The sequence below is a fragment of the Streptomyces argenteolus genome (genome assembly GCF_042902585.1).
Classification (GTDB): domain Bacteria; phylum Actinomycetota; class Actinomycetes; order Streptomycetales; family Streptomycetaceae; genus Streptomyces; species Streptomyces argenteolus.
The window spans coordinates 124856-149459 of sequence record NZ_JBIBEG010000013.1 but is presented as its reverse complement, the minus strand read 5'-3'; the positions used below and the strand labels follow the sequence as shown (position 1 = coordinate 149459).

The following is a 24604-nucleotide window of genomic DNA, read 5'->3' as shown; positions in this document are numbered from 1 at the left end:
CCCGGGACGGTGCGTCCCGGCCCGGGCGCGGGGCGCACGGGCCACGCACTCAGGGACGCGGCACGTTACGGAGGTTGGAGCGGGCCATCTGGAGCATCCTGCCGACCCCGCCGTCCAGGACGATCTTGCTGGCGGAGAGGGCGAAGCCGGTGACCATGTCGGCACTGATCTTCGGCGGGATGGAGAGGGCGTTCGGGTCGGTGACGACGTCCACCAGCGCGGGTCCCTTGTGCTTGAAGGCGTCCTTCAGCGCGCCCTCCAGCTGCTTCGGCTTCTCGACCCGCACCCCGTAGGCACCGGCGGCCCGTGCGATCGCAGCGAAGTCGGGGTTCGTGTTGGTCGTGCCGAACGACGGCAGGCCCGCCACCAGCATCTCCAGCTCGACCATGCCGAGCGAGGAGTTGTTGAAGAGGACGACCTTCACCGGCAGGTTGTACTGGACGAGCGTGAGGAAGTCGCCCATCAGCATGGTGAATCCGCCGTCGCCGGACATCGACACGACCTGGCGGTTCCGGTCCGTGAACTGGGCACCGATCGCCTGCGGCAGGGCGTTCGCCATCGATCCGTGGCTGAACGAACCGATCACCCGGCGCTTGCCGTTGGGCGTGAGATAGCGGGCCGCCCAGACGTTGCACATCCCGGTGTCCACCGTGAACACCGCGTCGTCGTCGGCGAGTTCGTCGAGGACCGAGGCGACGTACTCCGGGTGGATCGGGACGTGCTTCTCCACCTTGCGGGTGTAGGCCTTGACCACGCCCTCGAGCGCGTCGGCGTGCTTCTTCAGCATCCGGTCGAGGAACTTGCGGTTCGTCTTGACCTTCACGCGCGGGGTCAGGGCGCGCAGCGTCTCGCGTACGTCGCCCCAGACGGCCAGGTCCAGCTTGGACCGCCGGCCCAGATGCTCCGGGCGCACATCGACCTGGACGATCTTCACGTCGGTCGGCAGGAACGCGTTGTACGGGAAGTCCGTGCCGAGCAGGATCAGCAGATCGCACTCGTTGGTGGCCTCGTAGGCGGCGCCGTAGCCGAGCAGCCCGCTCATGCCCACGTCGTACGGGTTGTCGTACTGGATCCACTCCTTGCCGCGCAGCGCGTGGCCGACCGGTGCCTTCACCCGCTCGGCGAACTCCATGACCTCGGCGTGCGCGCCCGCCGTCCCGCTGCCGCAGAACAGGGTCACCCGTTTGGCCTCGTCGATCATCCGGCAGAGCTTCTCGATCTCCTCGTCACCGGGCTTCACGGAGGGCCGCGCGGTGACCAGGGCGTGCTCGATCGACTTCTCCGGGGCGGGCTGCGAGGCGATGTCGCCGGGCATCGAGACGACGCTGACGCCGCCCCGGCCGATCGCGTGCTGGATGGCCGTCTGGAGCAGACGCGGCATCTGCTGAGGGTTGGAGATCATCTCGTTGTAGTGGCTGCACTCCTGGAAGAGCAGCTCCGGATGGGTCTCCTGGAAGTAGCCGAGGCCGATCTCGCTGGAGGGGATGTGGGAGGCGAGGGCGAGGACCGGGGCCATGGAGCGGTGGGCGTCGTACAGGCCGTTGATGAGGTGGAGATTGCCCGGCCCGCAGGAACCGGCGCAGGCGGCGAGCGTGCCCGTGACCTGTGCCTCGGCGCCTGCGGCGAAGGCGGCGGTCTCCTCGTGCCTGACCTGGATCCACTCGATGGCGGCGTTACGCCGGACGGCGTCGACCACGGGGTTGAGGCTGTCCCCGACGACGCCGTACAGCCGCTTGACCCCCGCCCGCACGAGGATGTCGACGAACTGTTCCGACACGTTCTGCTTGGCCATGGGTGCGCACCCTCTCTGCCTCCGGCTGTATCTGCACTCCATCAACCCACGGCATGAGCGGTTACGCCTCCCAGACCGCCGCGCTCGTACGGTCGTCGGCGTACCCCTTGGTCCGGAGCTGGGTGTCGGCGAGATAGGCGGGCAGCCCGGGTGGTCCGGGCGCCCAGCGCCGGGCCAGTTCCCCGGCGAGGGCCGGCTCACCGCGCAGGGGCTCGGCCAGGCCGTTCCCGCAGAGCAGCAGGGTGTCCCCCGGCCGGGCGACGGAGGCCCGGAACCGGAACGGCTCGGCGGGCGGCGGCGGGGGGTCGTCGGCGTACGGGGACCGGGGCGTGGTGATCTGGAGATCCATCGTCAGCCGGTCGCCGGCGGGGCCGGCCTCGCTCGCCGCGACGCTCGGGGGAAGCACCGGGTCGAGGTCCTGCCACGCCCCGTCGCGCAGCCGGAAGAGGCCGCCGGGGCCGACGCCGAAGAAGACGCGGGTGCGGCAGTCCGGGTCGGCGGACAGCAGCAGGCAGCGCAGGCCCGTGCTGTAGCCGGACGGTTCGAGACCCAGTTCGGCGGCGCGGGCCCGCAGCTTGCCGTAGGTCCGGTCGGTGAGACGGTGCAGGCCCGACTTGAGGTCGCCCCTGCGCCCCGCCCTTATGTCCTCGGAGAGCCGGGCGTGGCTGCGGGCGACCGCTCCGCCGATCCAGCGGCAGGCGTCGGCGGCGGCGAGCCCGGCCTGTCCCTCGCTCCGGGCTCCCGCGGCCACGGCGACCAGCACCAGGGCGCCGTCCCCGGTGCCGAAGCGGGCGGTGAGCAGCGCGTCCCGCCGGGGCTCGCCCCGGAAGCGTGCCGAGTCCCCTCGCACGGACGCGGCCCGCAGGGTGTACGTCCCGTGGCGGGCGCCGTCGAGGACGGTGTCGGGGACGAGGACGTCGAGGTCCTCGGGCCCGGATGCGGGCAGGGCCGCGGGCTCCGCCTCGTAGGTGGGCGGCCTGTCCCCGACGTGGCCGACGACGGGACGCGAGGGTTCGGCCGGCGGCACAGGAGGCACGGGAGGCTCCGCCGCCGGGGGCTCGGGCTCCACGGGCGGCGGCGCGGCGGGGGCTCGTACGGCGAAGGTGCGTGGTGGCCTGGGCCCGGCGGGGGCCTCCCAGGGGGCGGGGCCGAACACGGTGCGCTCCTGGAGCGGGGGCGGCTCGGCAGGTGCCGGTTCCGTGCCGTGGCGTGCGGCACGGGCCGCCGGCGGCGGTTCCTGGCCCTTCCGCCCGCCCGCCGGTGCCCGCGTCCCTCCGGCCTGCCGGTCCGCCTGCGGCAGCCGGGGGTCGGGCAGCGGCACCACGGTCACCGGGTGATCGCCCCGCTCCGCCGCCTCGCCGAGGGCGTCCGAGGCGGAGTCGAAGCGGTCGTCGAGACTGTCGGCCGCGCCGCTGGGTCCAGTGTCGGGCGCGGTCTCGTCGTACAGCCGGCGCCACCACTCGTCCTCGTGGGCGGCGGGCGTCTCCCCCTGCTGGCTCATGTCCATAGTGTCGACCGCTCGGGGCGTGCCAAACCGGGTCATCCCGAAAAGTGGCCCGGAAAGGGGCCGCGCGGTGACCCGCCGAGCGTCCCCACCCCCCACGGGAAGGTCGCCCGGCGGGCCGGTCCGTGTGCCCAGCCCGGCGCCCGTGGGGCGATCGGTACTGCGGTGCCGCCAGATTGTCAGAGGGACGGGTGCCACGGGCATGATGGCCCGGGCGGGTTTACGCCGTGGCCGGTTCCCGCCACGGCGCACCCCGCCCGACGGGCGCGGGAACGCGCGAGCACCGAGCCGGGGAGGGCCGAGCATGCTGTCAGCGATAGGTCTCGACGAGAGAGAGGAAGCGGCCTACAGAACGCTGGTCGCGGCCGGGGCCGCGGAACTCTCCGATCTCGCGCGCAGGCTGGGCCGGCCGGAGGCCGACACCGAGCGCGCGCTGCGCCGGCTGGAGCAGCAAGGGCTCGTGGCCCAGTCGTCGTCGAGGGCGGACCGCTGGGTGGCGGCACCGCCCGGGGTCGCGCTGGGCGCCTTGCTGACACAGCAGCGCCACGAACTGGAGCAGGCCGAGCTGGCCTCGGCGCTGCTGGCTCAGGAGTACCGGGCCGAGGCGGCCGAGCCCGCGGTGCACGACCTCGTGGAGGTCGTGACGGGTGCGAGCGCGGTGGCCCACCGCTTCCACCAGATGCAGCTGGGCGCCACCTCGGAGGTCTGCGCCCTGGTCACGGGGAAGCCCATCGCCGTCACCGGGATGGAGAACGAGTCCGAGGAGCGCGCGGCGATGCGGGGCGTCTCCTACCGCGTGGTCGTCGAGCGGGACGTGCTCTCGCTGCCGTCCGGGATCGTGGAGCTGTCGGCGGCGCTCGGCCGCGACGAGCAGTGCCGGGTGGTCGACCGCGTGCCGACGAAGCTGGTCGTCGCCGACGCCGCGCTGGCCATGGTCCCGCTGACGGGCCGGGGGGCGGAGCCCGCCGCCCTGGTGATCCACGCCAGTGGGCTGCTGGAGTCCCTCATGGGTCTCTTCGAGGCGGTGTGGCGGGACGCGATGCCGTTGCGGCTGGGCGGCGGCGGCATCAGCGAGGAGAACGGCCCGGGAGCCGATCCGACCGATCTGGAGATCCTCTCGCTGCTGCTGGCCGGTCTGACGGACGCGAGCGTGGCCAAGCAGCTGGACCTCGGCCTGCGGACCGTGCAGCGGCGGGTGAAGGGGCTGATGGAGCTCACCGGGGTCACCACCCGGCTGCAGCTGGGCTGGCACGCGTACGAACGCGGCTGGGTGGCCCGCGCCCCGCGCTGAGCGCCCCGGCCGTGGCTTCGGGCCCTGGACGGCCCCGTGCTGACGGGCGGGACCCGGCGGACTCCGGCACGCTGGTCGAATGAGTGTGTGGCAGCTCGTCGCCGTCGGGGCGCTGATGCTGCTCGGCCTGGTCGGTGTGCTGGTGCCGGGCGTGCCGGGGCAGGCGATCATCTGGGCCGCGGTCCTCTGGTGGGCCCTGACGGACCCGACCCAGGTCACCTGGGGCGTGCTGATCGGTGCCACGGTCCTGCTGCTGCTGAACCAGGCCCTGAAGGCGCTGATGCCCGCACGCCGCCCCCGCGAGGCCGGGGTGCCGCGCACGACCTTGATGGCGGGCGGGCTGGCGGCGATCGCAGGGTTCTTCGTGGTCCCGGTGGTGGGCGGCATCCTGGGGTACGTAGGTGCCGTATACGGCGCCGAGCGCCTGCGCCTGGGCAGCGGGGCGGCGGGCCGGGCCTCCCTCAGGTCCGTGATGCGGGCGACGGGGTACTCGGTGCTCCTGGAGCTGTTCCTCTGCCTGCTGGCGGTGGGGGCCTGGCTGGGCGCGGTCGTCTGGGGGTGAGGCCGGGGTGCCAGGGCGTGGGCCCCGGCACCCCGGTCAATTCCGCTAGCGGGTGCGGCCGCGCTTCAGCTCCATGGCCGCCTTGCCCTCCGCGCCCCTGCGCTTCCACTCCCGCAGGGTCTCGCTGCGCAGCCGGGCGTCGGTCTTGGCCGCGATGCGGAGGTTCTCCCTGAGCAGCTTGCGGTAGCTGTCCAGGCGCCGCTCGGACAGCGAGCCGTCCTCGATCGCGCCGAGCACCGCACAGCCGGGCTCGGAGTCGTGGCCGCAGTCGTGGAAGCGGCAATGGCCTGCCAGGTCCTCGATCTCGGAGAAGACCTGGCCGACGCCGGTCTCCGCGTCCCAGAGCCCAACCCCGCGCAGCCCGGGGGTGTCGATCAGCACGCCGCCGCCCGGCAGCACGAGGAGGTTGCGCGTGGTGGTGGTGTGCCGGCCCTTGCCGTCCACCTCACGCGCCGCCTGTACGTGCATCACGTCCTGGCCGAGCAGGGTGTTGGCCAGGGTGGACTTGCCCGCCCCGGACGTGCCGAGCAGCACGCTCGTACCGCCGCCGACGATCGCGCCGAACACGTCGACGCCCTCCCCGGTGGCGGAGCTGACGGTCAGCACCTGGACCCCGGGGGCGATGCGCTCGATGTCCTCCACGAGATGGGACAGCGTGGTGGGGTCGGGGACGAGGTCGGCCTTGGTGAGCAGGACGAGGGGATGCGCCTCGTACCGTTCGGCCCCCGCTCCGCCGCCGAGCAGGGCGGCCCCGGCGGTGCTGGACATGGCCAGCGCGAGGAACCGTTCCAGCCGTCCGAGGTCCAGTTCGACGGCGAGCGACACACAGATGACGACGTGGTCGACGTTGGTGGCGAGCACCTGGCCCTCGGAGCGCTGCGACGACGTCGAGCGTACGAAGGCGGTGCGCCGGGGCAGGAGTGTGCGGACGAACTGCGGGTCGCCGTCGGGGTCGACGGCCACCCAGTCGCCGGTGCAGACGATCCGCATCGGATCGCGGGGCACGACGAAGGCCGTGTCCGCCCGGAGTGTGCCGCGCGGAGTGACCACGTCGCACTGCCCGCGGTCGACCCGCACCACGCGTCCCGGCAGGAGCCCCTGCTCGGCGTACGGGGTGAAGGCGGCGGCCCAGTCGTCGTCCCAGCCGTACGGTGCGAGCGGGTGCGACGGGGAAGCCTGGGAAATGGAGAAAGACAAGGGAAACCCTTCACAAGGGCGGCCCCGGCGACGCGCGTTCAGGCGCGGGATCGAAGGTCGAGGTCGCCGGTGGCCACGGGGGTGGGATCGATGTACTTCGGGTCGTGGGCAGCGCCCACCGCAACGACAGTCATCAATGTCCTCACCTCCTGGCTCCTCGAACTGCGCACACAGTAGCCGGAGTGCTCCCGGCGGCGTCAACAGGTTTTACGGCCGGAGCACGCGTCCGGCCGTTCGGCACGACTTGGCGGAATTACTCCACGATCAGGTGATACGCGTGCACAACGTCCGCTCCGGGACGGTTAGTGTGCCGGACATGACCTCACCCAAAACCCCCACACTCCCTTATTCACCGGCCCAGTTGGGCACCCAGATCCTGATCGGATGGAGTGGCGCGAGCCCCGGGGAGCGCGACACGGCGTTCCTCCTGGCCTACTCCCTCGGCGACGGCACGGACGGACCGGAGGCCGGGGAGCGGGCCATGCGCACGGCCCTGGAACGCAGCGGGCTGCGGGTGGGGGGCGAGACGCTGGACGCCACGGGGATGCCGAACCTCCCGGTGAAGCTCCTCGTCCAGGCGGGCCAGGCCGTCCTCACCCTGCCGCACTTCAAGGCGCAGTACGGGGTGCCCCCGGAGTGGCTCGCGGCGGCGCGGGCGGAGGGGACGGTGCACGCGATGTTCGCCACCCGCCCGTGGCCCGGCGCCCTGCCGGGGCAGCCTGTCGGGGAGGACCAGCTGCGCGCCTTCGTGGGTGACCCCCGCGTCATCGCGAGCTCGGCGCACTGCCTCCTGCCGGTGCGCAGCCTGGGCTGAGCACCGCGCACACGGCGATGCCCACCACCCCCCGTGGAGTGGTGGGCATCGCCGTGTGCGCGGTGCCTCCCGCGGCGCCGGTGACCCGGCGCCGCCCGGCGTCAGTTGTTGCCGACGCCGTTGCCCGAAAGGACCGGGATGTCGTTCAGGATGTGCGAGAGCGGCTCGTCACCCTTGGCCTGGGTGGAGTTGTCGGCGCACTGCTGGTTCTGCGGGTTGGACAGGACGTTGATGTCCTGGACCGCGATCGGAATGGCACCGATCAGGGATCCCACGTTGGCCTTGACCGGCAGGGCGATGCAGGGCTTGTTGAGCGAGCCCTGCACGAGGCTCAGCTGCGGGCTCTGGTCGCCCCTGGTCTCGCTGTTGCCGAACTCCGACTCGGCACCGTTGCCGTTGATCGTGGTCGTGCCGTGGTCGTCGCCGATCGCCATGGCCGAGGGGGCCGCGGCGGCGGACAGGCCGATCAGGGACACGGCTACGGCGGCGCCGGCCATCATCTTCTTCATCACGCTTCACCTTTCGGAGCGTCCCGTTGTGGAACGTACTGATAACCCCAAACGGAGGGTTCGGTTCCGCTACACCACTCGAACGGGTTGGATCCGTTGCGGGGTCGACGTCCGGCCGGCGGCCACGACTCTCCGCCGCGGCCGGGCAGGCGTCCCTCGGACGGGACGGCCCTCCGCCGGCGCCCGGTCACCGTCGTACCGACGGGACGGCCCCCGCTCAGCCGTTGCCGTGCCCGTCGGCCGCCGCGCGTGCCGCGGGGACGAAGACTCCGGCCTTCCGCGGAGCCTCGGCGCCGGACTTCGCAGGGCCGGGCGCCGCTCCCGCGGGCCGCCGCGCGGCGTCGCGCCGGGCTGCCTCGCGCCATTCGGCGAGCAGCCGGTCGTAGATGGGCGTGGAACTCTCGGGCGGCCGTTCACGCCCGGTCGGGTGGTAACTGTCGTACGGGTCCATGAAGGGGCCCTACCCGGCCGCACCGGCCGCGTCGGCGGCGACTGCGGCAACCAGCCCAATTTCCGCACTATCGGGCTACCCGACGTGCAGACCGGCGGCACCTCACGGGGCGCGGACAGACGTGTGGGGCCAGTGCGTCCGGGCCCCGACCGACGGTCGGTGGCCTCGCTGACGGACTGGCCCCACAGGCCCTCACGGACTACGGCGAGGCGGGAAACGCTGCACCCTGGCCGGAGAAGGGCTCAGGGAGTGCGGTTCGCGCGGAGTCAGTTGTTGCCCGCGCCGTTGCCGGAGAGGATCGGGATGTCGTTCAGGATGTGCGACAGGGCCTCGTCCCCCTTCGCCTGGGTGGAGTTCTCGGTGCACTGCTGGTTCTGCGGCGAGGACAGGACGTTGATGTCCTGGACCGAGACCGGGATGAGACCGAGGAGCGAGCCCACGTTGGCCTTGGCGGGGAGCGCGATGCAGGGCTTGTTGAACGAACCCTGGATGAGGCCGATCTGCGGGCTCATGTCGCCGTGGGTGCTGCTGTTGCCGTAGTACTGGTCGGAACCGTTGCCGTTGACCGTCGTGGTGCCCTGGTCGTTGCCGATCGCCATGGCCGAGGGGGCCGCGGCGGCGGAAACACCGGCGACGGAGGCGGCGACTGCCGCCGACGCCAGAATCTTCTTCATCATGAACGTGCCCTTCTGGTTAATCTGTTGCCCGCCTGTCCGGAGCATTCTGAACAACTCCCTCGGGAGGGTTTCGGTTGCGCCGCTTCACTCGAACGATTTCGCGTCCCGGATTCGGCGGTGCCGCCGCACGGAATACGTCCGTGAAATGGCCACCCGTGGGGAAGGAACTCCCGGGCCGGATCAGCCGCCCAGCGGAAGGCCGCCCAGGAGCGGGGCGGCCGAGTCGGCCACCTCGGCCACCGCGTCCGCGGACCTGGCCACCGTGCCGTCCTCGCGCACCGCGCCGGCCGTCTCCCCGACCGCGTCCACCACGGGGTTCACCACCTGGTCGGGGACCCGCGGGACCGCGGAGGTCAGTTCGTTCATGCCACCGGTGAGGCTGATCCTGGGGGCGGTCGGAGTGGTGGCGGCCGAGGCCGGAGCGGCAGCCCCGAGAGCGGCCACGGAACCGGCGACCAGGGCGACCGTCTTCGCGTACTTCACTTCTCGAATCCCTTCGTCGGCGGCGTCCGCCGCCTTTGCACGGGACAACGACCGGGCGGCACAGGGGGAAACTGCGCGGCACCGGATTTCCACAGATCCCGCCCCGGGCGAAAGACACGCGAAAAGGCCCTGGAGCAGGACGTGCGCTCCAGGGCCTTTTCATGACGAACCGTCGGCTCGGCCGGGATGACCTCAGTCGTTGATGCAGACGTTGCCGAACGCCGGGTTGAGCAGACCGATGACGTTGATGGTGTTACCGCAGACGTTCACCGGGATGTGGATCGGAACCTGGACGACGTTGCCCGACAGGACGCCCGGGGAGTGGGCGGCGACGGCCTCGGCGCCGGAGTCGGCCATGGCCGGAGCAGCGCCACCCAGCGCCATGAGGGTTCCTGCGGCGACGGCGGCAGCCTTGGTGTACTTCACTTTGGTCCCTTTCTGCAGCGGAGTCCTGGGTCGGCACGACTTTCGTACCGTGTGAGCGATTCTCTGAAATGCGCTCGCGACTCCGGAGTTGTTATCCGTAACGACTGGAAGGCTGCGACGAAACGCTCTGGGTCGCGTTTCCCCGAAAACCGCCCGAATGATGCAGGCCCGGGCCGCACGATGGAGGAGTGTCGGCGGCCCGGACCGGTCCTGCAGCCCGGTCAGCTGTTGCCGGCGCCGTTGCCGGAGAGGACCGGGATGTCCGACAGGATGTGCGACAGCGGCTCGTCACCCTTGGCCTGGGTGGAGTTGTCGGTGCACTGCTGGTTCTGCGGGTTCGAGAGGACGTTGACGTCCTGGACCGCGATCGGGACGAGCCCGATGAGGGAGCCGACGTTGGCCTTGACCGGCAGGGCGACGCAGGGCTTGTTGAGCGAGCCCTGGACGAGGCTGAGCTGCGGGCTCTGGTCGCCCCTGGTCTCGCTGTTGCCGAACTCCGACTCGGCGCCGTTGCCGTTGATCGACGTGGTGCCCGTGTCGTCACCGATCGCCATGGCGCTCGTCGCCGAGAGACCGAGGATGGAGGCGGCGACGGCACCCGTAGCCAGAACCTTCTTGATCACGATTAACCCTTCTCGTACCGATTGCCCCGCGACGGAGCTTCCTGATCAACTGGCGCTCGGCCGTTTGGTTCCCCTCCACGGCACCTGTTCACCCGAATGCCGGAACGACTCGCCGCGTTCGCACGAACACGCGTACGTGCCCCTTTCGGGTGGTTACATAATTTCCACCACTCTTCAAGTTTCCCCCGCATCCCTCGTGCCCGTCCGCTCGTTACGGATTCGTCCGCGTCGATGGAATGACTTCCATCAGGGTCACCGCCCACGCGTATTTTCCGGAGAAGGGCATGTAATGCGACAGGTTCTGAATAAAAGCATGATCGTCATGGCTGCGGCCTCGGGCATCCTGTCCGCCGCCGGAGGCTATGCGCACGCCGACTCCTCGGCCGGCGCCGTCGCCGCCAACTCCCCCGGCGTCGCCTCGGGCAACGCCGTACAGGTCCCGGTGCACGTCCCGGTCAACCTCTGTGGCAACACGGTCAATGTGATCGCTCTGCTGAACCCGGCCTTCGGCAACAGCTGCGCCAACGTCAGCTCGCACGGCGGCCACAGCAACGGCGGGCACGGCAACGGCGGGCACGATGAGGGCTCGTACGGGGACGACGCGTACGGCGGCGGCCACGGCTCGTCCGGAGCCGACGCCGAGGGCGCGGCCGTGGGCTCCCCGGGCGTCGGGTCCGGCAACGCCGTGCAGGCGCCGGTCGACATCCCGGTGAACGCCTGTGGCAACACGGTGGACGTCGTGGGTCTGCTCAACCCCGCGGGCGGCAACACCTGCGTCAACGACAGCGGTGACGACCACGAGGTCCCGCCGGTCGAGCCGCCGGTCGAGGAGCCGCCCACGGTCGAGCCCCCCACCTCGAAGCCCCCGGTCGAGCCGCCCACCTCCAAGCCCCCGGTGGACGAGCCCCCGGCCACCACCCCCGGCCCGAACGCGCCCGGCCCCCAGCTGGCCCAGACCGGTGCGGGTGACATCGGCCTGGCCGGCGGTGCGAGCGCGGCACTGCTCCTGGGCGGCGCGGTGCTCATGCGCCGCACCCGCGGGTCGCGCAACTAGGACACCCCCACGGAAAGGGCCGTCCGGCAGCGAGCGTGCTGCCGGACGGCCCTTTCCGTGGGAAGCATGCGCCGGCGCGGCAAAAACGGCCTGGTCGCCGCGTTCCTGGACCGGGCGAAACCCGGATCGGGGGCGACGACGGCGGAGGGCCGCGCCGGGTGATCCCCACGGCACACGACGGCGCCCGCCCGGAATCTCCGGGCGGGCGCCGTCGTGGTCCTGCGAGGTGCTCCGGGCCTACGGGTAGAAGTGCGTCAGGGACTCGGCGACGCAGGCCGGTTTCTCGGACCCCTCGAGTTCGAAGGTGAAGGCCCGGGTCATCTGCACGCCGCCGCGGGCGACCTCGTGCACGCCGGTGACCGTGGCGTGCAGGCGGACACGGCTGCCGACGGGGACGGGCGCCGGGTGGCGGACCCGGTTGACCCCGTAGTTGAGCGCCCGCCCCACGCCGCTCACCAGGAGCAGTTCGGCGAACATCGGGATGCCCCAGCTCAGCACCATGTAACCGTGGGCGATGGTGCGCCCGTACGGTCCGGCGGCGGCGCGTTCGACGTCGGTGTGGATCCACTGGTGGTCGCCCGAGACGTACGCGTAGGCGTCGATGAGCTCCTGAGTGACCTCCTTCCACTCCGAGCGCCCGAGGTCGCGCCCCCCGAGGGCGAGGATCTCCGGAATGCCGTGCGCGGTCAGCGGCATGGCGGTACTCCGTTCTGCGTGTACGGGCGGCGGTCAGGCGGTGACGGGCGCGGTGCGGGGCGCGGCGACCGGCTCGGCGGACTGCTCGTCGTGGTTGGGGCGCTTGAGCAGGAGGAGCATGCATCCCAGGGTCAGCGCGACCTGGAAGACGGCGTACGCGATGACCGCGGCGATGGAGCCGGTCCTGTTGAGCAGGAACTGGCCGATGATCGGGGTCGTACCGCCGAGCAGGGTGCCGCAGAGCTGGTAGCAGAGCGAGATCCCGGTGTAGCGCAGGTGGGCCGGGAAGCGGCTGGCGAGCATGCCGGCGAGGGCCGCGTAGTAGAGGCAGTGCGGGATGGTGGCGACGGCGACGCCGAGCATCGCGAGGCCGTAGTTCTCGGTGCTGATGAGGACGAACATCACCGGCATCAGGACCAGTTCCGGCACCAGCATCACGATGACCGCGCGGGACCAGCTCTTCATCCGGGTGGCGATGAGGGCGCCGAAGGGCTGGACGATGATCTGGGTGATGTTGGCGACGAGGATGATCGTCAGGAACGAGCTGCGGTCGAAGTCGAGGGAGGTGGTCGCCCAGGAGAGCGCGAACGTCGACTTGAAGTACGTGGCGGACAGACCGATGGTGCAGGCGCCGATGCCGAGGACGATCAGCATGGGGTGGCTTCGCAGGACCTCGGTCAGCGGGAGCTTGACGACTTCCTTCTTCTCGATGAGCTTGGCCATGGCCGGGGACTCGGCGACCTTCAGCCGGACCAGCAGACCGACCATGACGAGCGCGGCGGAGGCGAGGAAGGGCACGCGCCAGCCCCAGGAGACGAAGGCGTCGTCGGGCAGCTGGCTGATGGCCAGGAAGCTCACGGTGGACAGGGTGTTGCCGACGGGCGAGCCCTGCTGGGCGAACGCCCCGTAGAGCACCGACTTGCCCTTGGGCGCGTGCTCGGAGGCGATGAGGACGGAACCGCCCCACTCACCGCCGAGGCCGATGCCCTGGATCATGCGGATGCAGACGAGCAGGATCGGGGCGGCGATGCCGATGGAGGCGTAGCCGGGCAGCAGACCGATCGCGGTGGTCGAGATGCCCATCATCAGCAGGGTGATGACGAGGGTCTTCTTACGGCCGAGCCGGTCGCCGTAGTGGCCGAAGATGATGCCGCCGAGGGGGCGGGCGAGGAAGCCGACCCAGAAGGTGGCGAACGCGACCAGCGTGCCTATCGGGCCTTCGAGTTCGGGGAAGAACACCTTGTCGAAGACGAGCGCCGCCGCGGTCCCGTAGATGTAGAAGTCGAACCACTCGATGGTGGAGCCGATGAAGGCCCCGAATCCTGCGCGGTTGGCGGCTTTTGTTCGCTCGCGTGCGGTTGCGGTGGTCGCACTCATGGTGGCTCCCGTGGAACTTCGTTGAACAAGCGGATGGGACACGGCTGACCCGGCGTCGCCCGAGACGCACTGGGTCGCGTGGTGAGGAAGGGGGACGGAGAGGGAGGTGACGGTCAGGCGGGGATGCGTTCGAAGACGGCGGCGAGGCCCTGGCCGCCGCCGATGCACATGGTCTCCAGGCCGTAGCGCACCTCGCTGCGGTGCATCTCACGGCTGAGGGTGGCGAGGATGCGGGCACCGGTGGCGCCCACGGGGTGGCCGAGCGAGACACCGGATCCGTTGACGTTGATCCGCTGCTCGTGGTCCTTCTCGCCGAGTCCCAGTTCCCGTGTGCAGGCCAGGACCTGGGCGGCGAAGGCCTCGTTGATCTCGATCAGGTCGAGGTCGGCGAGGCTGAGCCCGGCGCGGCCGAGGGCCGCGTGGGTGGCCGGGACGGGGCCGAGACCCATCGTCGCGGCGGGGACACCCGCGCGGGCGAAGGAGACGAGACGGACGAGCGGGGTGAGCCCGAGCCGTTCGGCGGTGACCGCGCTGGTCACGAGGCAGGCGGCTGCCGCGTCGTTCTGGCCGCTCGCGTTGCCGGCGGTGACGGTGGCCTCGGGGTCGGCCTTGGCCATGATGGGGCGCAGCGCGGCGAGTTGCTCGGCGGTGGTGTCCGGGCGCGGGTGCTCGTCGGCGGTGACGACGAGGTCACCCTTGCGCGTGCGCACGGTGACGGGGACGGTCTCGGCGTCGTAGCGGCCCTCGCGCACCGCGCGGGCGGCACGGGCCTGGGAGCGCAGGGCGAGGGCGTCCTGGTCGGCGCGGCTGACGGAGTAGGCGCGGCGGAGGTTCTCCGCGGTCTCGATCATGCCACCGGGGACGGGGTGGTGGACGCCGCCCGCGGTGACCCGGCCCCTGGCCAGCGAGTCGTGGAGCTGGAGGCCGGGGCCCTTGATGCCCCAGCGTCCGTCGTGCGTGTAGTAGGGGGCGGCGCTCATGACGTCGACGCCGCCGGCGACGACGACGTCGCTGAACCCGGCCCGGATCTGCATGGCCGCGTCGAGGACCGCCTGCAGGCCCGAGCCGCACCGGCGGTCGGTCTGGACGCCGGTGACCGTGTCGGGGAGTCCGGCGTCCAGTGCGGCGACCCGGCCGATGGCGGGCGCCTCGGACGAGGGGTAGGCGTGCCCGAGGATCACCTCGTCCACCCGGTCGGGGTCGATGCCCGTGCGGGCGACGACCTCGGCGATGACGCGTGCGGCGAGCGCGGCCGGGGTCTGCTGGGCGAACGCGCCGCCGAAACGCCCGATGGGTGTGCGCAGCGGCTCGCAGATGACGACATCGGTCTGGTCGGGCACGGCGGAACACCTTTCGGCGGGTTCGGGTGTGTGGGGCGACCTTCGCACTGGACCACTGAGTCGGTCCAATATCGAGTTCCCCCACCATCAAGACGCCAGCCGTCTCAATCGGACGGCTACGGGGTGGGCAGCGCCTCCTCGGCGACCGCGAGCACCGCCCGCAGCGCGGCCGAGGGGTTGTCCGTGCGCCAGGCCAGGGCCGCCTGGCGCAGGATGGGCGGACCGGCGAGGGAGCGGTAGACCAGCCCGTTCTGCTGGATGTGCCGGACGGAGGAGACGGTGAGCGTGACTCCGACTCCCGCGGCGACGAGGGCCAGGATCGTGTACGAGTCGGGGGCCTCCTGCACCACGCGCGGGTTGAAGCCGGTGGCCTCGCAGGCCTGGACCATCGCGTCGCGCACCGTGGACCCGGCGTTCGCGGGGAAGGAGACGAAGGGCTCGTCGGCGAGGACGCCGATCGGGATGCTCTCCAGTCGGGCGAGCCGGTGGTCGGAGGGCAGGGCACACAGCAGCTCCTCCTCGTCGATCACCCGGTAGGCCACCCCGGGCTGGGTGACGGGCAGCCGGACGAAGCCCAGGTCGAGGGAGCCGTCGGCGACCCGGGACAGGGCGACGTTGGCGTAGGTCTGGCCCTTCATGACCAGTTCCAGCGCGGGGTGCGCCGCCCGTACGGCCCGGGTCAGCAGGGGCAGCGTCTCGTGGCTGGAGGCGCCCGCGAAGCCGATGGTGACCCTGCCGTACTCCCCGCGCCCCGCGGCCTTGGCGGCCCGTACGGCCGTGTCGAGGCTGTCGAGCACGGCCCGTACGGGTTCGAGGAAGGACTCCCCCGCGCTGGTGAGCCGCACCGAGCGGGTGTTGCGTTCGAAGAGCTGGACGCCGAGCTCCTTCTCGAGCTGGCGGATCTGCTGACTGAGCGGGGGCTGGGCCATCTGGAGACGCTTGGCGGCGCGGCCGAAGTGCAGTTCCTCGGCGACGGCGGTGAACGCCGTCAGATGACGCAGTTCCATCGAAGGCTTCCATTCATTAACTGACAGTCTTGATCCGACCTTAATTTGGTATTGGACAGCAATCAATGGCCGCTGACACGGTGGGGGCGACCAGCACGCACTCGCCGAGGAGCACCGTGGAGCGGACGGATACGGCCGACGGGCCGAGCAAAGTCATGTCGATGAGGGAGGCCGTGGCGGCCTTCGTGCACGACGGGGCGACCGTCGCCATCGAGGGCTTCACCCACCTCGTCCCCACCGCCGCCGGGCACGAGATCATCCGGCAGGGCCGCAAGGACCTCACCGTCGTGCGCATGACGGCGGACATCGTGGTGGACCAGATGATCGCCGCGGGGTGCGTCTCACGGCTGGTCTCCTCCTTCGTGGGCAACTCCTCCGCGGGTTCGCTGGGTGAGCTGCGGCGCAGGATCGAGCGCGCCGACCCGGAGCCGCTGGCCTTCGAGGAGTACAGCCACTACGGGATGGTCTGCCGCTACCTGGCCGGCTCCCAGCGGCTGCCGTTCTACCCGCTGCGCAGCTACGGCGGCAGCGACCTCCCGGGCGTCAACAGCGATCTGCGCAAGGTGACCTCGCCCTACCCGGGGCCCGACGGCGAACCGGAGCAGATCTACGTGGTTCCGCCGGTGAACCCGCAGGTCACGATCATCCACGCGCAGCGGGCCGACCGCCGGGGCAACACCCAGATCTGGGGTCTGACCGGCATCCAGGCCGAGGCGGTCTACGCGGCGGAGAAGGCCATCGTCGTCGTCGAGGAGGTCGTCGAGGACGAGGTGGTCCGCTCGGACCCCAACCGCACACTCGTCCCCTCGCACGCGGTGGACGCCGTCGTGGTCTGCCCGCGCGGCGCGCACCCCTCCTTCGCCCAGGGCTACTACGACCGCGACAACGCCTTCTACCGGGCCTGGTCGCACATCAGCAAGGATCCCGGGCGACTGCGGGAGTGGCTGGCGGAGTGGGTGTACGGGACCGCCGACCACGCCGAGTACGTCGCCAAGCTGGGCGAGGACGTCTGGGCAGGGCTCGCGGTGGGCGAAGCGCTGAGCGAACCTGTCAACTACGGGCGGCGGCTGTGAGCGCGCCGCAGGAGAAGGAACGGGACATGACCACCACCGCACCGGGTGCCGCGCGGGCCGTCACCTCGTCCGAGCTGCTCTCCGTCGCGGCCTCCCGTGAACTGGCGTCCCGCCGCACGGTGTTCGCCGGCATCGGCCTGCCCACGCTCGCGACCGAGCTGGCCCGTCTGACGGTCGCGCCGCGGATCGAGGTCGTCTACGAGTCCGGGGTCTGCGGGGCCCACCCCTCGCACCTCCCGGAGACCATCGCCGACGCCGTGCTGATCTCGGGCGCGGAGGCCGTGCTGTCGATGCCGGCGCTGTTCGGCTGCGTGCTCCAGGGCGGCCACATCGACGTGGGCTTCCTCGGCGCGGCGCAGATCGACCGATGGGGCAGCCTCAACACCTCCGTCATCGGCTCATGGGAGAGCCCCACGGTGCGGCTGCCCGGTTCGGGCGGGGCCGTCGAGGTGATGGCCAACTCCCGCGAGGTCTTCGTGGTGATGCGCCGTCACGACCCGCGCTCCTTCACCGCCGAGCTGGACTTCTGCACCACACCGGGCCCGGACCGCGCACTCGCCGAGGGCATCCGGCCGCTGGGCGCGGGCGTCACCCGGGTCATCACCGAACTGGGCATCCTGGCCCGTGCGGGGATCGGCGAGGAGCTGCGGCTCGTCGCCGTGCACCCGGGTGTGACGGTGGAGCAGGTGCGGGAGGCGACCGGCTGGGACCTCCAGGTCGCCGACGCCGTCGAGACCGTCCCCCCGCCCACCGAGGCCGAGTTGCGTCTCCTGCGTGAGGACGTCGACCCCGGCCGCGTCTACCTCCGCTGACCTCGCCCGGCGCCTTCGGGCACCCACCGGGTCCACCTTCCTCCACCGACCGCGGCTACCGTCGCTGCCATCGACCGCACCTGCCGAGAGGACGTCATCGCCATGCGTATCAGGATCGTCGGCGCCGGAGCCATGGGCCGTGGGATCGCCCAGTGGGCGGCGACCGCCGGACACACCGTCGAGCTCTGCGACGTACGGACCGAGGCGGTGACGGCGGCCGTCGACTTCGTACGGTCCATGCTGGAACGCGCCGTGCAGAAGGGCCGGATGTCCGCCGGGGACTCCAAGGCCACGCTGGAGCGGCTGATCCCGCTGGACGACCCGTGGGCCGCGGGCCCCGGCGTCGAGCTGGTCGTGGAGGCCGTGCGCGAGGATCTGGACACCAAGGCCGAGGTGTTCGGGAAGCTGGAGCAGGCGCTGCCGCAGTCCACGGTCTTCGCGACCAACACCTCGTCCCTCTCGGTGACCCGGATCGCCGCCTCGCTGCGGGACCCCGGCCGGCTCGCGGGACTGCACTTCTTCAATCCCGTGCCGTTGATGAAGATCGTCGAGGTCGTGCCGGGCGCGGCCACCCGGCCCGAGATCCCCCCGGCCCTCACGGCGCTGGTGGAGAGCTGCGGCCACCGCGCGGTGACCGTCTCCGACACGCCCGGCTTCCTGGTCAACCACGCCGGGCGGGGACTGGTGACGGAGGCCTTGGCGCTGCTGGAGGAGTCGGTCGCCGACCCGGCCGGCATCGACCGGATCGCCCGGGACGTACTGGGGCTGCGCATGGGCCCGTTCGAACTGATGGACCTCACCGGGCTCGACGTCACGGCGGCGGTGATCGACTCCATCTGGGAGGGCTTCCGCCACGAGGACCGGCTCCGGCCCTCCTTCCTCACCCCGAACCGGGTGACGGCGGGCCTGCTCGGCCGCAAGACCGGGCAGGGCTGGTTCACGTACGGCCCCGAGGCGCCCGCCCCGGCCCCGGAGCCGCCGGTGACCGGTGACGCGGACCGGCCGGTGTTCGTCGTGGCCGGCGAGGGGGCCGAGGAGCTGCGCAGCGCGCTGGGCGCGGCCGGAGCCACGGTCGAGACCGGCACCGGCCCCTCCGGCGGTGCCGTGGTCCTCGTCCCGGTGTGGGGCACCACGGTGGCCGCTGCGGTGGCCTCGCTCGGGCTGCCCGCCGCGCGCACCTTCGGCGTGGACCCACTGCCGGCCGCCGGCCGCCGAAGGGTCCTCGCGGTGACGCCCGCGGCCGACCCCGCCGCCGCGCGGGACGCCCGCGCGGTACTGGCGCGCGGGGCCGAGGGCGCGGAGCCGTACGCGGTGTCGGTCGTGCGGGACACCGCCGGTTCGGTGGCGCAGCGGCTCCTCGCCTCGGTGGTCTCCGTCGCCGCGTCGATCGCGGAACGCTCGCCGGCCGCTCCGTCGGACATCGACCTGGCCGTGACGGCAGGTCTGGGCTACCCCGTCGGGCCCTTGGCGTGGGGCGACCGGATCGGCGCCGCGCGGCTGCTGGAGCTCCAGCGGGCCCTGCACGCCTCGACGGGCGACCCGCGTCACCGTCCGACGCGCTGGCTCACCGAACGGGCCCTCCTCGGCCTGCCGCTGACGGAGCCGGGCACCGCACCCTCCGACTGCGCGTAGCGGGGCCGACGCCGGGCCTGTAGGCGTCGCGGCCCGTGCCGGTGGCGGCCGGCGACGGTCACGGCCCCTGACGGTTGCGCGTCCCGCGGTCGTCGAGGCCGGTGACGGTTGCGGCCAGGGGTCGTCGCGGCCGTGACCGTCGCGGGCAGGGGGTCGTCGCGGCCGTGACCGTCGCGGCCCGCGTCCGATTCGTACAAGACGAGGTCCCGGGTCCAGCATACGTTCGTCCCATGACTCCACGACTCGACGCGATCTCCGTCACCACGGCCGACGTGGCCGCCTCCCTGGCCTTCTACCGCCGGCTCGGGCTCGACATCCCCGAGGGCGCCGAATCGGCGCCCCACGTGGAGGTGGCCCTGCCGGGCGGGCAGCGCCTGCTGTGGGACACCGAGGACGTCGTCCGCTCCTTCGACCCCGGCTGGTCCGGGTCCAGGGGCGGTGAGCGCCTCGGGCTCGCCTTCCTCTGCGACGATCCGGCGGAGGTGGACGCCGTGTACGCGGATCTGACCTCCGCGGGTTACGAGGGGCACCTGAAGCCCTGGGACGCGGTCTGGGGGCAGCGCTACGCGGTCGTCCTGGACCCGGACGGCTGCGCGGTCTCGCTGTTCGCTGCCGCCACCCCGTAGTCCGTGGCGGCGAGATGGCCGCCGAGCGTCGTTCCCGTCAGGTCACGCATCTCGCGGGCCAGATGGGCCTGGTCCGTACACCCGGCGGCGTACGCGGCCTCGGCGTAGGACCTGCCCGCGCGGACGAGGGCGAGGGCTCGCTGCAGCCTCAGGATCCTGGCCAGTGTCTTGGGCCCGTAGCCGAACGCGGCCAGTGAGCGGCGGTGCAGCTGACGGGCTCCGAGCCCGACCGCGCGGGCGGTGGCGGCGACCGACCGCCCCTGGCGCAGCTGTGCGGCGACCTCAGCCGTGAGCGGGTCCGGGGGCCCGGAGCGGGCCGCGCGGAGCAGTGCGATGCCCTCCAGCGCGGCGGCGGGGTCGCGGGCCGCGCCGATCCGCTCGGTGAGGACCCGGACCTCGGCACCGGGCCAGAGGGCGTCGAGGGCGACCCGCCGGTCACGCAGCTCCTGCGCGGGGACGCCGAGGAGCGCGGGCGCGGTCCCTGGGGCGAACCGGATGCCCGCGCAGCCGCCGTCGGCCGGGCCCGGAGCGAAGGCACGGGTGTCGGGTCCGGCCACGGTCAGCCTGCCGTCCAGCCAGAGCAGGTCCATGCAGCCGTCGGGGAGTACGAGCCGCGCCGGATCGCGCGGCCCGGACCACGTCCAGAGGGTCGCGCCGTCCAGGCGAGCCGCCCACTCCGTGTAGCCGTGCGCCATGCCCACCACGCTACGCGCCGCGCGGAGACCGGTCCGGCAGGGCGCGGACGCTCCGGGGGGCGCGCCGGGCGGTGCGCATCAGTCCTCCTCGGTCCGGCCGGGGCCGACACCGCGCCCGGTCGCCGAGGCGAAGCCCAGCCAGGTGTGCCGGTTGCCGGCCCAGCACCAGCCGACCTTGGGGGCCTCGCGCCGCTCACGGCCGTCCCGCCCGGTGCCGTTGCTGATCCACAGGGCCGGGGTGCGGGCATCGAGGGCGTCCTCCGGCGCGCCTCCGGGCTTGCCGTTCGGCTTGCGCAGCCGGGACCCGATGGTCATGAAGCAGTGGTTGCGCTCCAGGATGTCGGGCTGTTGCAGGACCCAGGTGATGCCCTCGGTGAGCAGCAACGGGGTGCGGGCCCGCCCGGTGAGAGCCGGCAGCGCCTCGTTCGGGCTCCAGTCGGCCATCTCGTCCCCGCGGTCGAGTCCGGTGACGAGGTAGAGGGGGGCGTCGGGCAGCGCGATGCCGTCGAGGGGGGCGAACGCGTCGACGTCGGCAATGTCCGTGACGACGAAGCCCGGCTTGTCCTTGCGCCGGAGCAGCGGCGCGAGGGCGGAGGCGGGGGCCCGGTCGGGACGGACCGCGAGCAGCGTTCCCTCGTCGGCGCCGGGCTCGGCGGACTCGGCGAAGGCCCGCAGCTCGGCGGCGGAGAGACCCGCGATCTCGTGCACCCCGAGGTCGATCAGGCGCTCGGCCTGCGCGCGGGGGGCCGGAAGGGCGGTACGGACGGTGGAGGTTTCGATCACGATGCTCCCAGGGACGAGTCGTGGACAGGCTCGGAACAAACGAGGCGGGTGGTCGGAACGTTCCCGTCCGGCCTCTCTCCCTTCCCCGCCGGCAACGGGCACCGGCCCGGTCGAGGCCGGGTCCTCTGCCGCCACCTCCGCCGCCGGCCGGGCCTCGGGCCGCTCCCGGGCCTCCGGGTCCCGGCCCCGCGCCGAGCCTCCCGGGTTCCGCGCCTCCGCGGCTCGGCAGCCTGCCCGGCCCCCGGGCTTCCAGGCTCGGCCGGGGTTCCTGGTCCCTGGATCTCAGCCGCTCGCCGGGCCTCCGCGGTCCGTTCCGGAGCGTTGGCTCCGGTCGTCCTTCGCCTCCCGGGCTCCGTGCAGACGGGACTTCACGTCGTCCGGAGGCAGGAAGCGCGACCAGCGCTCGGGGAATTCGGAGGGCATGGAGACGTCCTCCTCGTCGTCGTCGGCGTAGGCGTCCCAGTTCGCCGCCTGGGTCCGGGCCACGAGTTCGGCTGCCTGCGCCGCCTTGGCGCGGTCGCTGGCCGCGCGGGCCGCCGCCGTGGCCAGCGAGGGCCAGACGTGGTCGATCGCGGCGTTCACGGCGGCCCCGACCAGCACGGCGAAGGCGGAGATGCCTATCCAGAGCAGCACGGCGATGGGCGCTGCCAGCGAGCCGTAGATGGTCGGTCCCTCGACCGTGCTCGTGAGGTAGATCCGCAGGAGGAAGCTGCCCAGGACCCACATCCCGAGGGCCATGAGCGCCCCGGGCACATCCTCTATCCACGGCGAACGGACGGGTACGGACACGTGGTACAGCGTCGTCAGGAAGGCGATGGACAGGACGATGACCAGCGGCCAGTAGAGGACGGCCAGCACTTCCGTGCCCCAGGGGACGAACTCCACCACCCGGTCGGGGCCGACCACCAGCAGCGGCAGCACCACCGCCCCCAGGAGCAGCGCCACCACGTACAGCAGGAAGGCGAGCAGTCGTGTCTTGACGATGCCGCGGTGACCGTCGAGGCCGTACATCACGGTGATGGTGTCGATGAAGACGTTCACCGCGCGGGAACCCGACCAGAGCGCGATCGCGAAGCCGATGGAGATGACGTCGGGACGCGCACCCGTCGTGACGTCGGCTATGAGCGGTTTGGCGATGTCGTTGACCCCCCGCTCGGAGAGCACGGTCTGGACCGCGCCGAGGATGTTGCGTTCGATGGAGGCGACCGTGGTGGTCGCCGTCCAGTCGTCGACGTATCCGAGCAGCCCGATCAGGCCGAGCAGCAGGGGTGGCAGGGACAGCAGCGTGAAGAACGCCGCCTCGGCGGCGAGGCCCAGGATCCGGTACTCGATGCACGAATTGACCGTGTCCTTGAGCAAATGCCATGCCATCTGCCGCTTCGACACGTTGCGGTAGAGGACTCGAGCCCGGTGGAGCCGACCCGGTGGCCGCTCGGGTGTTTCGTTTGCTGCCTGCACCTCCTTACCGTATCGGCATGGCAGCTAGCACCCACACAGTGACCAACCAGGTTCCGCCGCTGGTCGGCTATGACGTCTTCGCGGCCGATCTCGCCCTGTCAGAGGCCGTCGACCGGCACCTCGCGCCCGCGGTCCTCGACGAGGCCCGGGGGGAACTCGGCACGCTGGGCCTGTCCGCCGGCTCGGCCCAGGCCCAGGAATGGGGTGCGCAGGCGAACGAGTACCCCCCGAAGCTGCGGACGCACGACCGCTACGGGCACCGCATCGACGAGGTGGACTTCCATCCGGCCTGGCACCGGCTGCTGGGGCACGCGGTGACGGCGGGGCTCACGGACGCCTGGGGCAGGGAGGGCGGCCATGTCCGGCGCGCGGCCGGGTTCCTGGTCTGGACGCAGGCCGAGGCGGGCCACGGATGCCCGCTGTCGATGACCCACGCGGCGGTCCCGGCGCTGCGCACCGATCCGGCGCTGGCCGCCGAGTGGGAGCCGCTGCTGACCTCACACGTGTACGAAGAAGGGCTGCGGCCCCCGGCGCAGAAGGCCGGGGTGCTCTTCGGGATGGGCATGACGGAGAAGCAGGGCGGCACCGACGTGCGGTCCAACACCACCCGGGCCGAACCGCTGGCCGCCGACGGGGAGTACCTGCTCACCGGCCACAAGTGGTTCTGCTCGGCCCCCATGTCCGACGGCTTCCTGGTGCTGGCCCAGGCGCCGGGCGGCCTGAGCTGTTTCCTCGTGCCGCGGGTCCTGCCGGACGGCGCGCGCAACGCGTTCGCGATCCAGCGCCTCAAGGACAAGCTGGGCAACAGGTCCAACGCCTCCAGCGAGGTCGAGTTCGACGGGACGTGGGCCCGCAGGGTCGGCGAGGAGGGGCGCGGGGTGCGCACCATCATCGAGATGGTGGCGGCGACCCGCTTGGACTGCGTGGTGGGTTCGGCGGCCCTGATGCGGCAGGCGGTGGCCCAGGCGATCCATCACAGCGCCTCCCGCAGCGCGTTCGGCGGGCTGCTGATCGAGAAGCCGCTGATGCGCAACGTGCTGGCCGACCTCGCCCTGGAGTCGGAGGCGGCGACGACGCTCGCGCTGCGACTGGCCGCGGCGTACGACGCGGACACCGAGGAGGAACGGGCCTTCCTTCGGATCGCGGTGCCGGCGGCCAAGTACTGGGTGACGAAGCGGTGCACGGCGGTGGTCGGAGAGGCCCTGGAATGCCTCGGCGGCAACGGTTACGTCGAGGAGTCCGGGATGCCCCGCCTGCTGCGCGAGGCGCCGCTCAACTCGATCTGGGAGGGCTCCGGCAACGTACAGGCGCTCGACGTGCTGCGGGCGTTGCAGCGTGAGCCGGGGGCCCTGGACGCCTTCCTCACCGAGGTGGGCAAGGCGCGAGGCGCCGACCACCGGCTCGACGCGGCGATCAAGGACCTGCTGACCGAGCTGGCGGACCTGGACGCCGTCGAGGCGCGGGCCCGGCGGCTGGTGGAGCGGATGGCCCTGGTCCTCCAGGGCTCGCTGCTGCTGCGCTGGGCTCCCCCGGAGGTCGCGGACGCGTTCTGCGCGTCCCGGCTCGGCAGGGACTGGGGTTCGGCCTTCGGGACGCTGCCGCACAGTCTGGATCTGGCCACGATCGTGGAGCGCGCGCGGGCGCGGGAGCGTTAGGGGATCCGTCCGAAGGCCGGGAGCGGGGGACAAACGACGGGGGGTGGTGCTGCGCCGACACGGCACC

General features: G+C 72.1%; 25 protein-coding genes. 9 read left to right on the top strand and 16 right to left on the bottom strand.

The window, feature by feature from the left end; all coding sequences use genetic code 11:
- Window positions 1–49: 49 nt before the first annotated feature.
- Together ACFY8O_RS32185 and ACFY8O_RS32180 are read right to left on the bottom strand one after the other, a co-directional pair.
- Window positions 50–1792, bottom strand: a complete 1743-nt coding sequence (locus tag ACFY8O_RS32185; RefSeq protein ID WP_387908649.1) for a pyruvate dehydrogenase — start codon at window positions 1790–1792, stop codon at window positions 50–52.
- 61 nt (window positions 1793–1853) lie between these two features.
- A complete protein-coding gene (locus tag ACFY8O_RS32180) occupies window positions 1854–3293 on the bottom strand; it encodes a protein phosphatase 2C domain-containing protein (protein ID WP_387908648.1) in 1440 nt (479 codons plus the stop codon).
- Window positions 3294–3600: 307 nt separating this feature from the next.
- Between ACFY8O_RS32180 and ACFY8O_RS32175 the strand changes: the two genes are divergently transcribed.
- Together ACFY8O_RS32175 and ACFY8O_RS32170 are read left to right on the top strand one after the other, a co-directional pair.
- Entirely contained in the window at window positions 3601–4587 is a 987-nt protein-coding gene (locus ACFY8O_RS32175) for a helix-turn-helix domain-containing protein (protein ID WP_145812638.1), read from the top strand.
- 79 nt (window positions 4588–4666) lie between these two features.
- Window positions 4667–5149, top strand: coding sequence for a DUF456 domain-containing protein (locus tag ACFY8O_RS32170; protein ID WP_145812636.1), 483 nt, complete (start codon window positions 4667–4669; stop codon window positions 5147–5149).
- Window positions 5150–5194: 45 nt separating this feature from the next.
- Here ACFY8O_RS32170 and rsgA read toward each other — a convergent pair whose 3' ends face one another.
- Window positions 5195–6346 carry a ribosome small subunit-dependent GTPase A gene (rsgA, locus tag ACFY8O_RS32165; protein ID WP_145812634.1) on the bottom strand — a complete coding sequence of 384 codons (1152 nt, stop codon included), beginning with the start codon at window positions 6344–6346 and terminating at the stop codon, window positions 5195–5197.
- Window positions 6347–6662: 316 nt separating this feature from the next.
- Between rsgA and ACFY8O_RS32160 the strand changes: the two genes are divergently transcribed.
- On the top strand, window positions 6663–7160 hold the full coding sequence (locus ACFY8O_RS32160) for a DUF5949 family protein (protein WP_387908645.1): 498 nt from the start codon (window positions 6663–6665) through the stop codon (window positions 7158–7160).
- A gap of 101 nt (window positions 7161–7261) precedes the next feature.
- On the opposite strand, the gene ACFY8O_RS32155 is transcribed toward ACFY8O_RS32160, so the two are convergent.
- From ACFY8O_RS32155 to ACFY8O_RS32130, 6 genes are all read right to left on the bottom strand, one after another.
- Window positions 7262–7669 carry a rodlin gene (locus ACFY8O_RS32155; RefSeq protein WP_145812630.1) on the bottom strand — a complete coding sequence of 136 codons (408 nt, stop codon included), beginning with the start codon at window positions 7667–7669 and terminating at the stop codon, window positions 7262–7264.
- A 217-nt stretch (window positions 7670–7886) separates the two neighbouring features.
- Window positions 7887–8120 carry a hypothetical protein gene (locus ACFY8O_RS32150; protein ID WP_387908643.1) on the bottom strand — a complete coding sequence of 78 codons (234 nt, stop codon included), beginning with the start codon at window positions 8118–8120 and terminating at the stop codon, window positions 7887–7889.
- Between the two features lie 266 nt (window positions 8121–8386).
- Window positions 8387–8797 (bottom strand): rodlin, encoded by a 411-nt coding sequence (locus ACFY8O_RS32145; RefSeq protein WP_145812626.1) that lies wholly within the window; start codon window positions 8795–8797, stop codon window positions 8387–8389.
- 180 nt (window positions 8798–8977) lie between these two features.
- Window positions 8978–9280, bottom strand: a complete 303-nt coding sequence (locus tag ACFY8O_RS32140) for a hypothetical protein (protein WP_387908641.1) — start codon at window positions 9278–9280, stop codon at window positions 8978–8980.
- A gap of 192 nt (window positions 9281–9472) precedes the next feature.
- Window positions 9473–9706 carry a chaplin gene (locus ACFY8O_RS32135; RefSeq protein ID WP_145812622.1) on the bottom strand — a complete coding sequence of 78 codons (234 nt, stop codon included), beginning with the start codon at window positions 9704–9706 and terminating at the stop codon, window positions 9473–9475.
- Window positions 9707–9927: 221 nt separating this feature from the next.
- Window positions 9928–10329: a rodlin gene (locus tag ACFY8O_RS32130; protein ID WP_387908638.1), complete on the bottom strand. Its 402-nt coding sequence runs from the start codon at window positions 10327–10329 to the stop codon at window positions 9928–9930.
- Between the two features lie 289 nt (window positions 10330–10618).
- Between ACFY8O_RS32130 and ACFY8O_RS32125 the strand changes: the two genes are divergently transcribed.
- Window positions 10619–11383 (top strand): chaplin, encoded by a 765-nt coding sequence (locus ACFY8O_RS32125; RefSeq protein ID WP_387908636.1) that lies wholly within the window; start codon window positions 10619–10621, stop codon window positions 11381–11383.
- A 237-nt stretch (window positions 11384–11620) separates the two neighbouring features.
- Here the strand turns inward: ACFY8O_RS32125 and ACFY8O_RS32120 are convergent, their stop codons facing one another.
- The 4 genes from ACFY8O_RS32120 to ACFY8O_RS32105 all read right to left on the bottom strand — a co-directional run bounded on the left by ACFY8O_RS32120 (window position 11621) and on the right by ACFY8O_RS32105 (window position 15803).
- Complete coding sequence (locus ACFY8O_RS32120; protein WP_387908634.1) at window positions 11621–12079, bottom strand: MaoC family dehydratase; 459 nt, start codon at window positions 12077–12079, stop codon at window positions 11621–11623.
- Between the two features lie 33 nt (window positions 12080–12112).
- On the bottom strand, window positions 12113–13456 hold the full coding sequence (locus ACFY8O_RS32115; RefSeq protein ID WP_387908632.1) for an MFS transporter: 1344 nt from the start codon (window positions 13454–13456) through the stop codon (window positions 12113–12115).
- A gap of 113 nt (window positions 13457–13569) precedes the next feature.
- A complete protein-coding gene (locus ACFY8O_RS32110) occupies window positions 13570–14796 on the bottom strand; it encodes an acetyl-CoA C-acetyltransferase (RefSeq protein WP_387908630.1) in 1227 nt (408 codons plus the stop codon).
- 116 nt (window positions 14797–14912) lie between these two features.
- Window positions 14913–15803 carry a LysR family transcriptional regulator gene (locus ACFY8O_RS32105; protein WP_145812609.1) on the bottom strand — a complete coding sequence of 297 codons (891 nt, stop codon included), beginning with the start codon at window positions 15801–15803 and terminating at the stop codon, window positions 14913–14915.
- Between the two features lie 155 nt (window positions 15804–15958).
- On the opposite strand from ACFY8O_RS32105, the gene ACFY8O_RS32100 reads away from it, so the two are divergent.
- The 4 genes from ACFY8O_RS32100 (at window position 15959) to ACFY8O_RS32085 (ending at window position 19946) form a co-directional block, all read left to right on the top strand.
- Window positions 15959–16876: a CoA transferase subunit A gene (locus ACFY8O_RS32100; RefSeq protein WP_387908705.1), complete on the top strand. Its 918-nt coding sequence runs from the start codon at window positions 15959–15961 to the stop codon at window positions 16874–16876.
- A 26-nt stretch (window positions 16877–16902) separates the two neighbouring features.
- Entirely contained in the window at window positions 16903–17688 is a 786-nt protein-coding gene (locus ACFY8O_RS32095; protein ID WP_387908627.1) for a CoA-transferase subunit beta, read from the top strand.
- Window positions 17689–17790: 102 nt separating this feature from the next.
- Window positions 17791–19320, top strand: coding sequence for a 3-hydroxyacyl-CoA dehydrogenase (locus ACFY8O_RS32090; protein ID WP_387908626.1), 1530 nt, complete (start codon window positions 17791–17793; stop codon window positions 19318–19320).
- Between the two features lie 230 nt (window positions 19321–19550).
- Entirely contained in the window at window positions 19551–19946 is a 396-nt protein-coding gene (locus tag ACFY8O_RS32085; RefSeq protein ID WP_387908624.1) for a VOC family protein, read from the top strand.
- Here the strand turns inward: ACFY8O_RS32085 and ACFY8O_RS32080 are convergent.
- The 3 genes from ACFY8O_RS32080 to ACFY8O_RS32070 all read right to left on the bottom strand — a co-directional run bounded on the left by ACFY8O_RS32080 (window position 19883) and on the right by ACFY8O_RS32070 (window position 22882).
- Complete coding sequence (locus ACFY8O_RS32080; protein ID WP_145812598.1) at window positions 19883–20641, bottom strand: helix-turn-helix domain-containing protein; 759 nt, start codon at window positions 20639–20641, stop codon at window positions 19883–19885. The genes ACFY8O_RS32085 and ACFY8O_RS32080 overlap by 64 nt on opposite strands.
- A 78-nt stretch (window positions 20642–20719) precedes the next feature.
- Window positions 20720–21424 carry a DUF5701 family protein gene (locus tag ACFY8O_RS32075; protein ID WP_387908622.1) on the bottom strand — a complete coding sequence of 235 codons (705 nt, stop codon included), beginning with the start codon at window positions 21422–21424 and terminating at the stop codon, window positions 20720–20722.
- A 282-nt stretch (window positions 21425–21706) separates the two neighbouring features.
- Window positions 21707–22882, bottom strand: a complete 1176-nt coding sequence (locus tag ACFY8O_RS32070; protein WP_145812594.1) for a YihY/virulence factor BrkB family protein — start codon at window positions 22880–22882, stop codon at window positions 21707–21709.
- Between the two features lie 17 nt (window positions 22883–22899).
- Here ACFY8O_RS32070 and ACFY8O_RS32065 point away from each other — a divergent pair, with 17 nt between their 5' ends.
- Window positions 22900–24537 carry an acyl-CoA dehydrogenase family protein gene (locus ACFY8O_RS32065; protein ID WP_387908621.1) on the top strand — a complete coding sequence of 546 codons (1638 nt, stop codon included), beginning with the start codon at window positions 22900–22902 and terminating at the stop codon, window positions 24535–24537.
- Window positions 24538–24604: the final 67 nt, after the last annotated feature.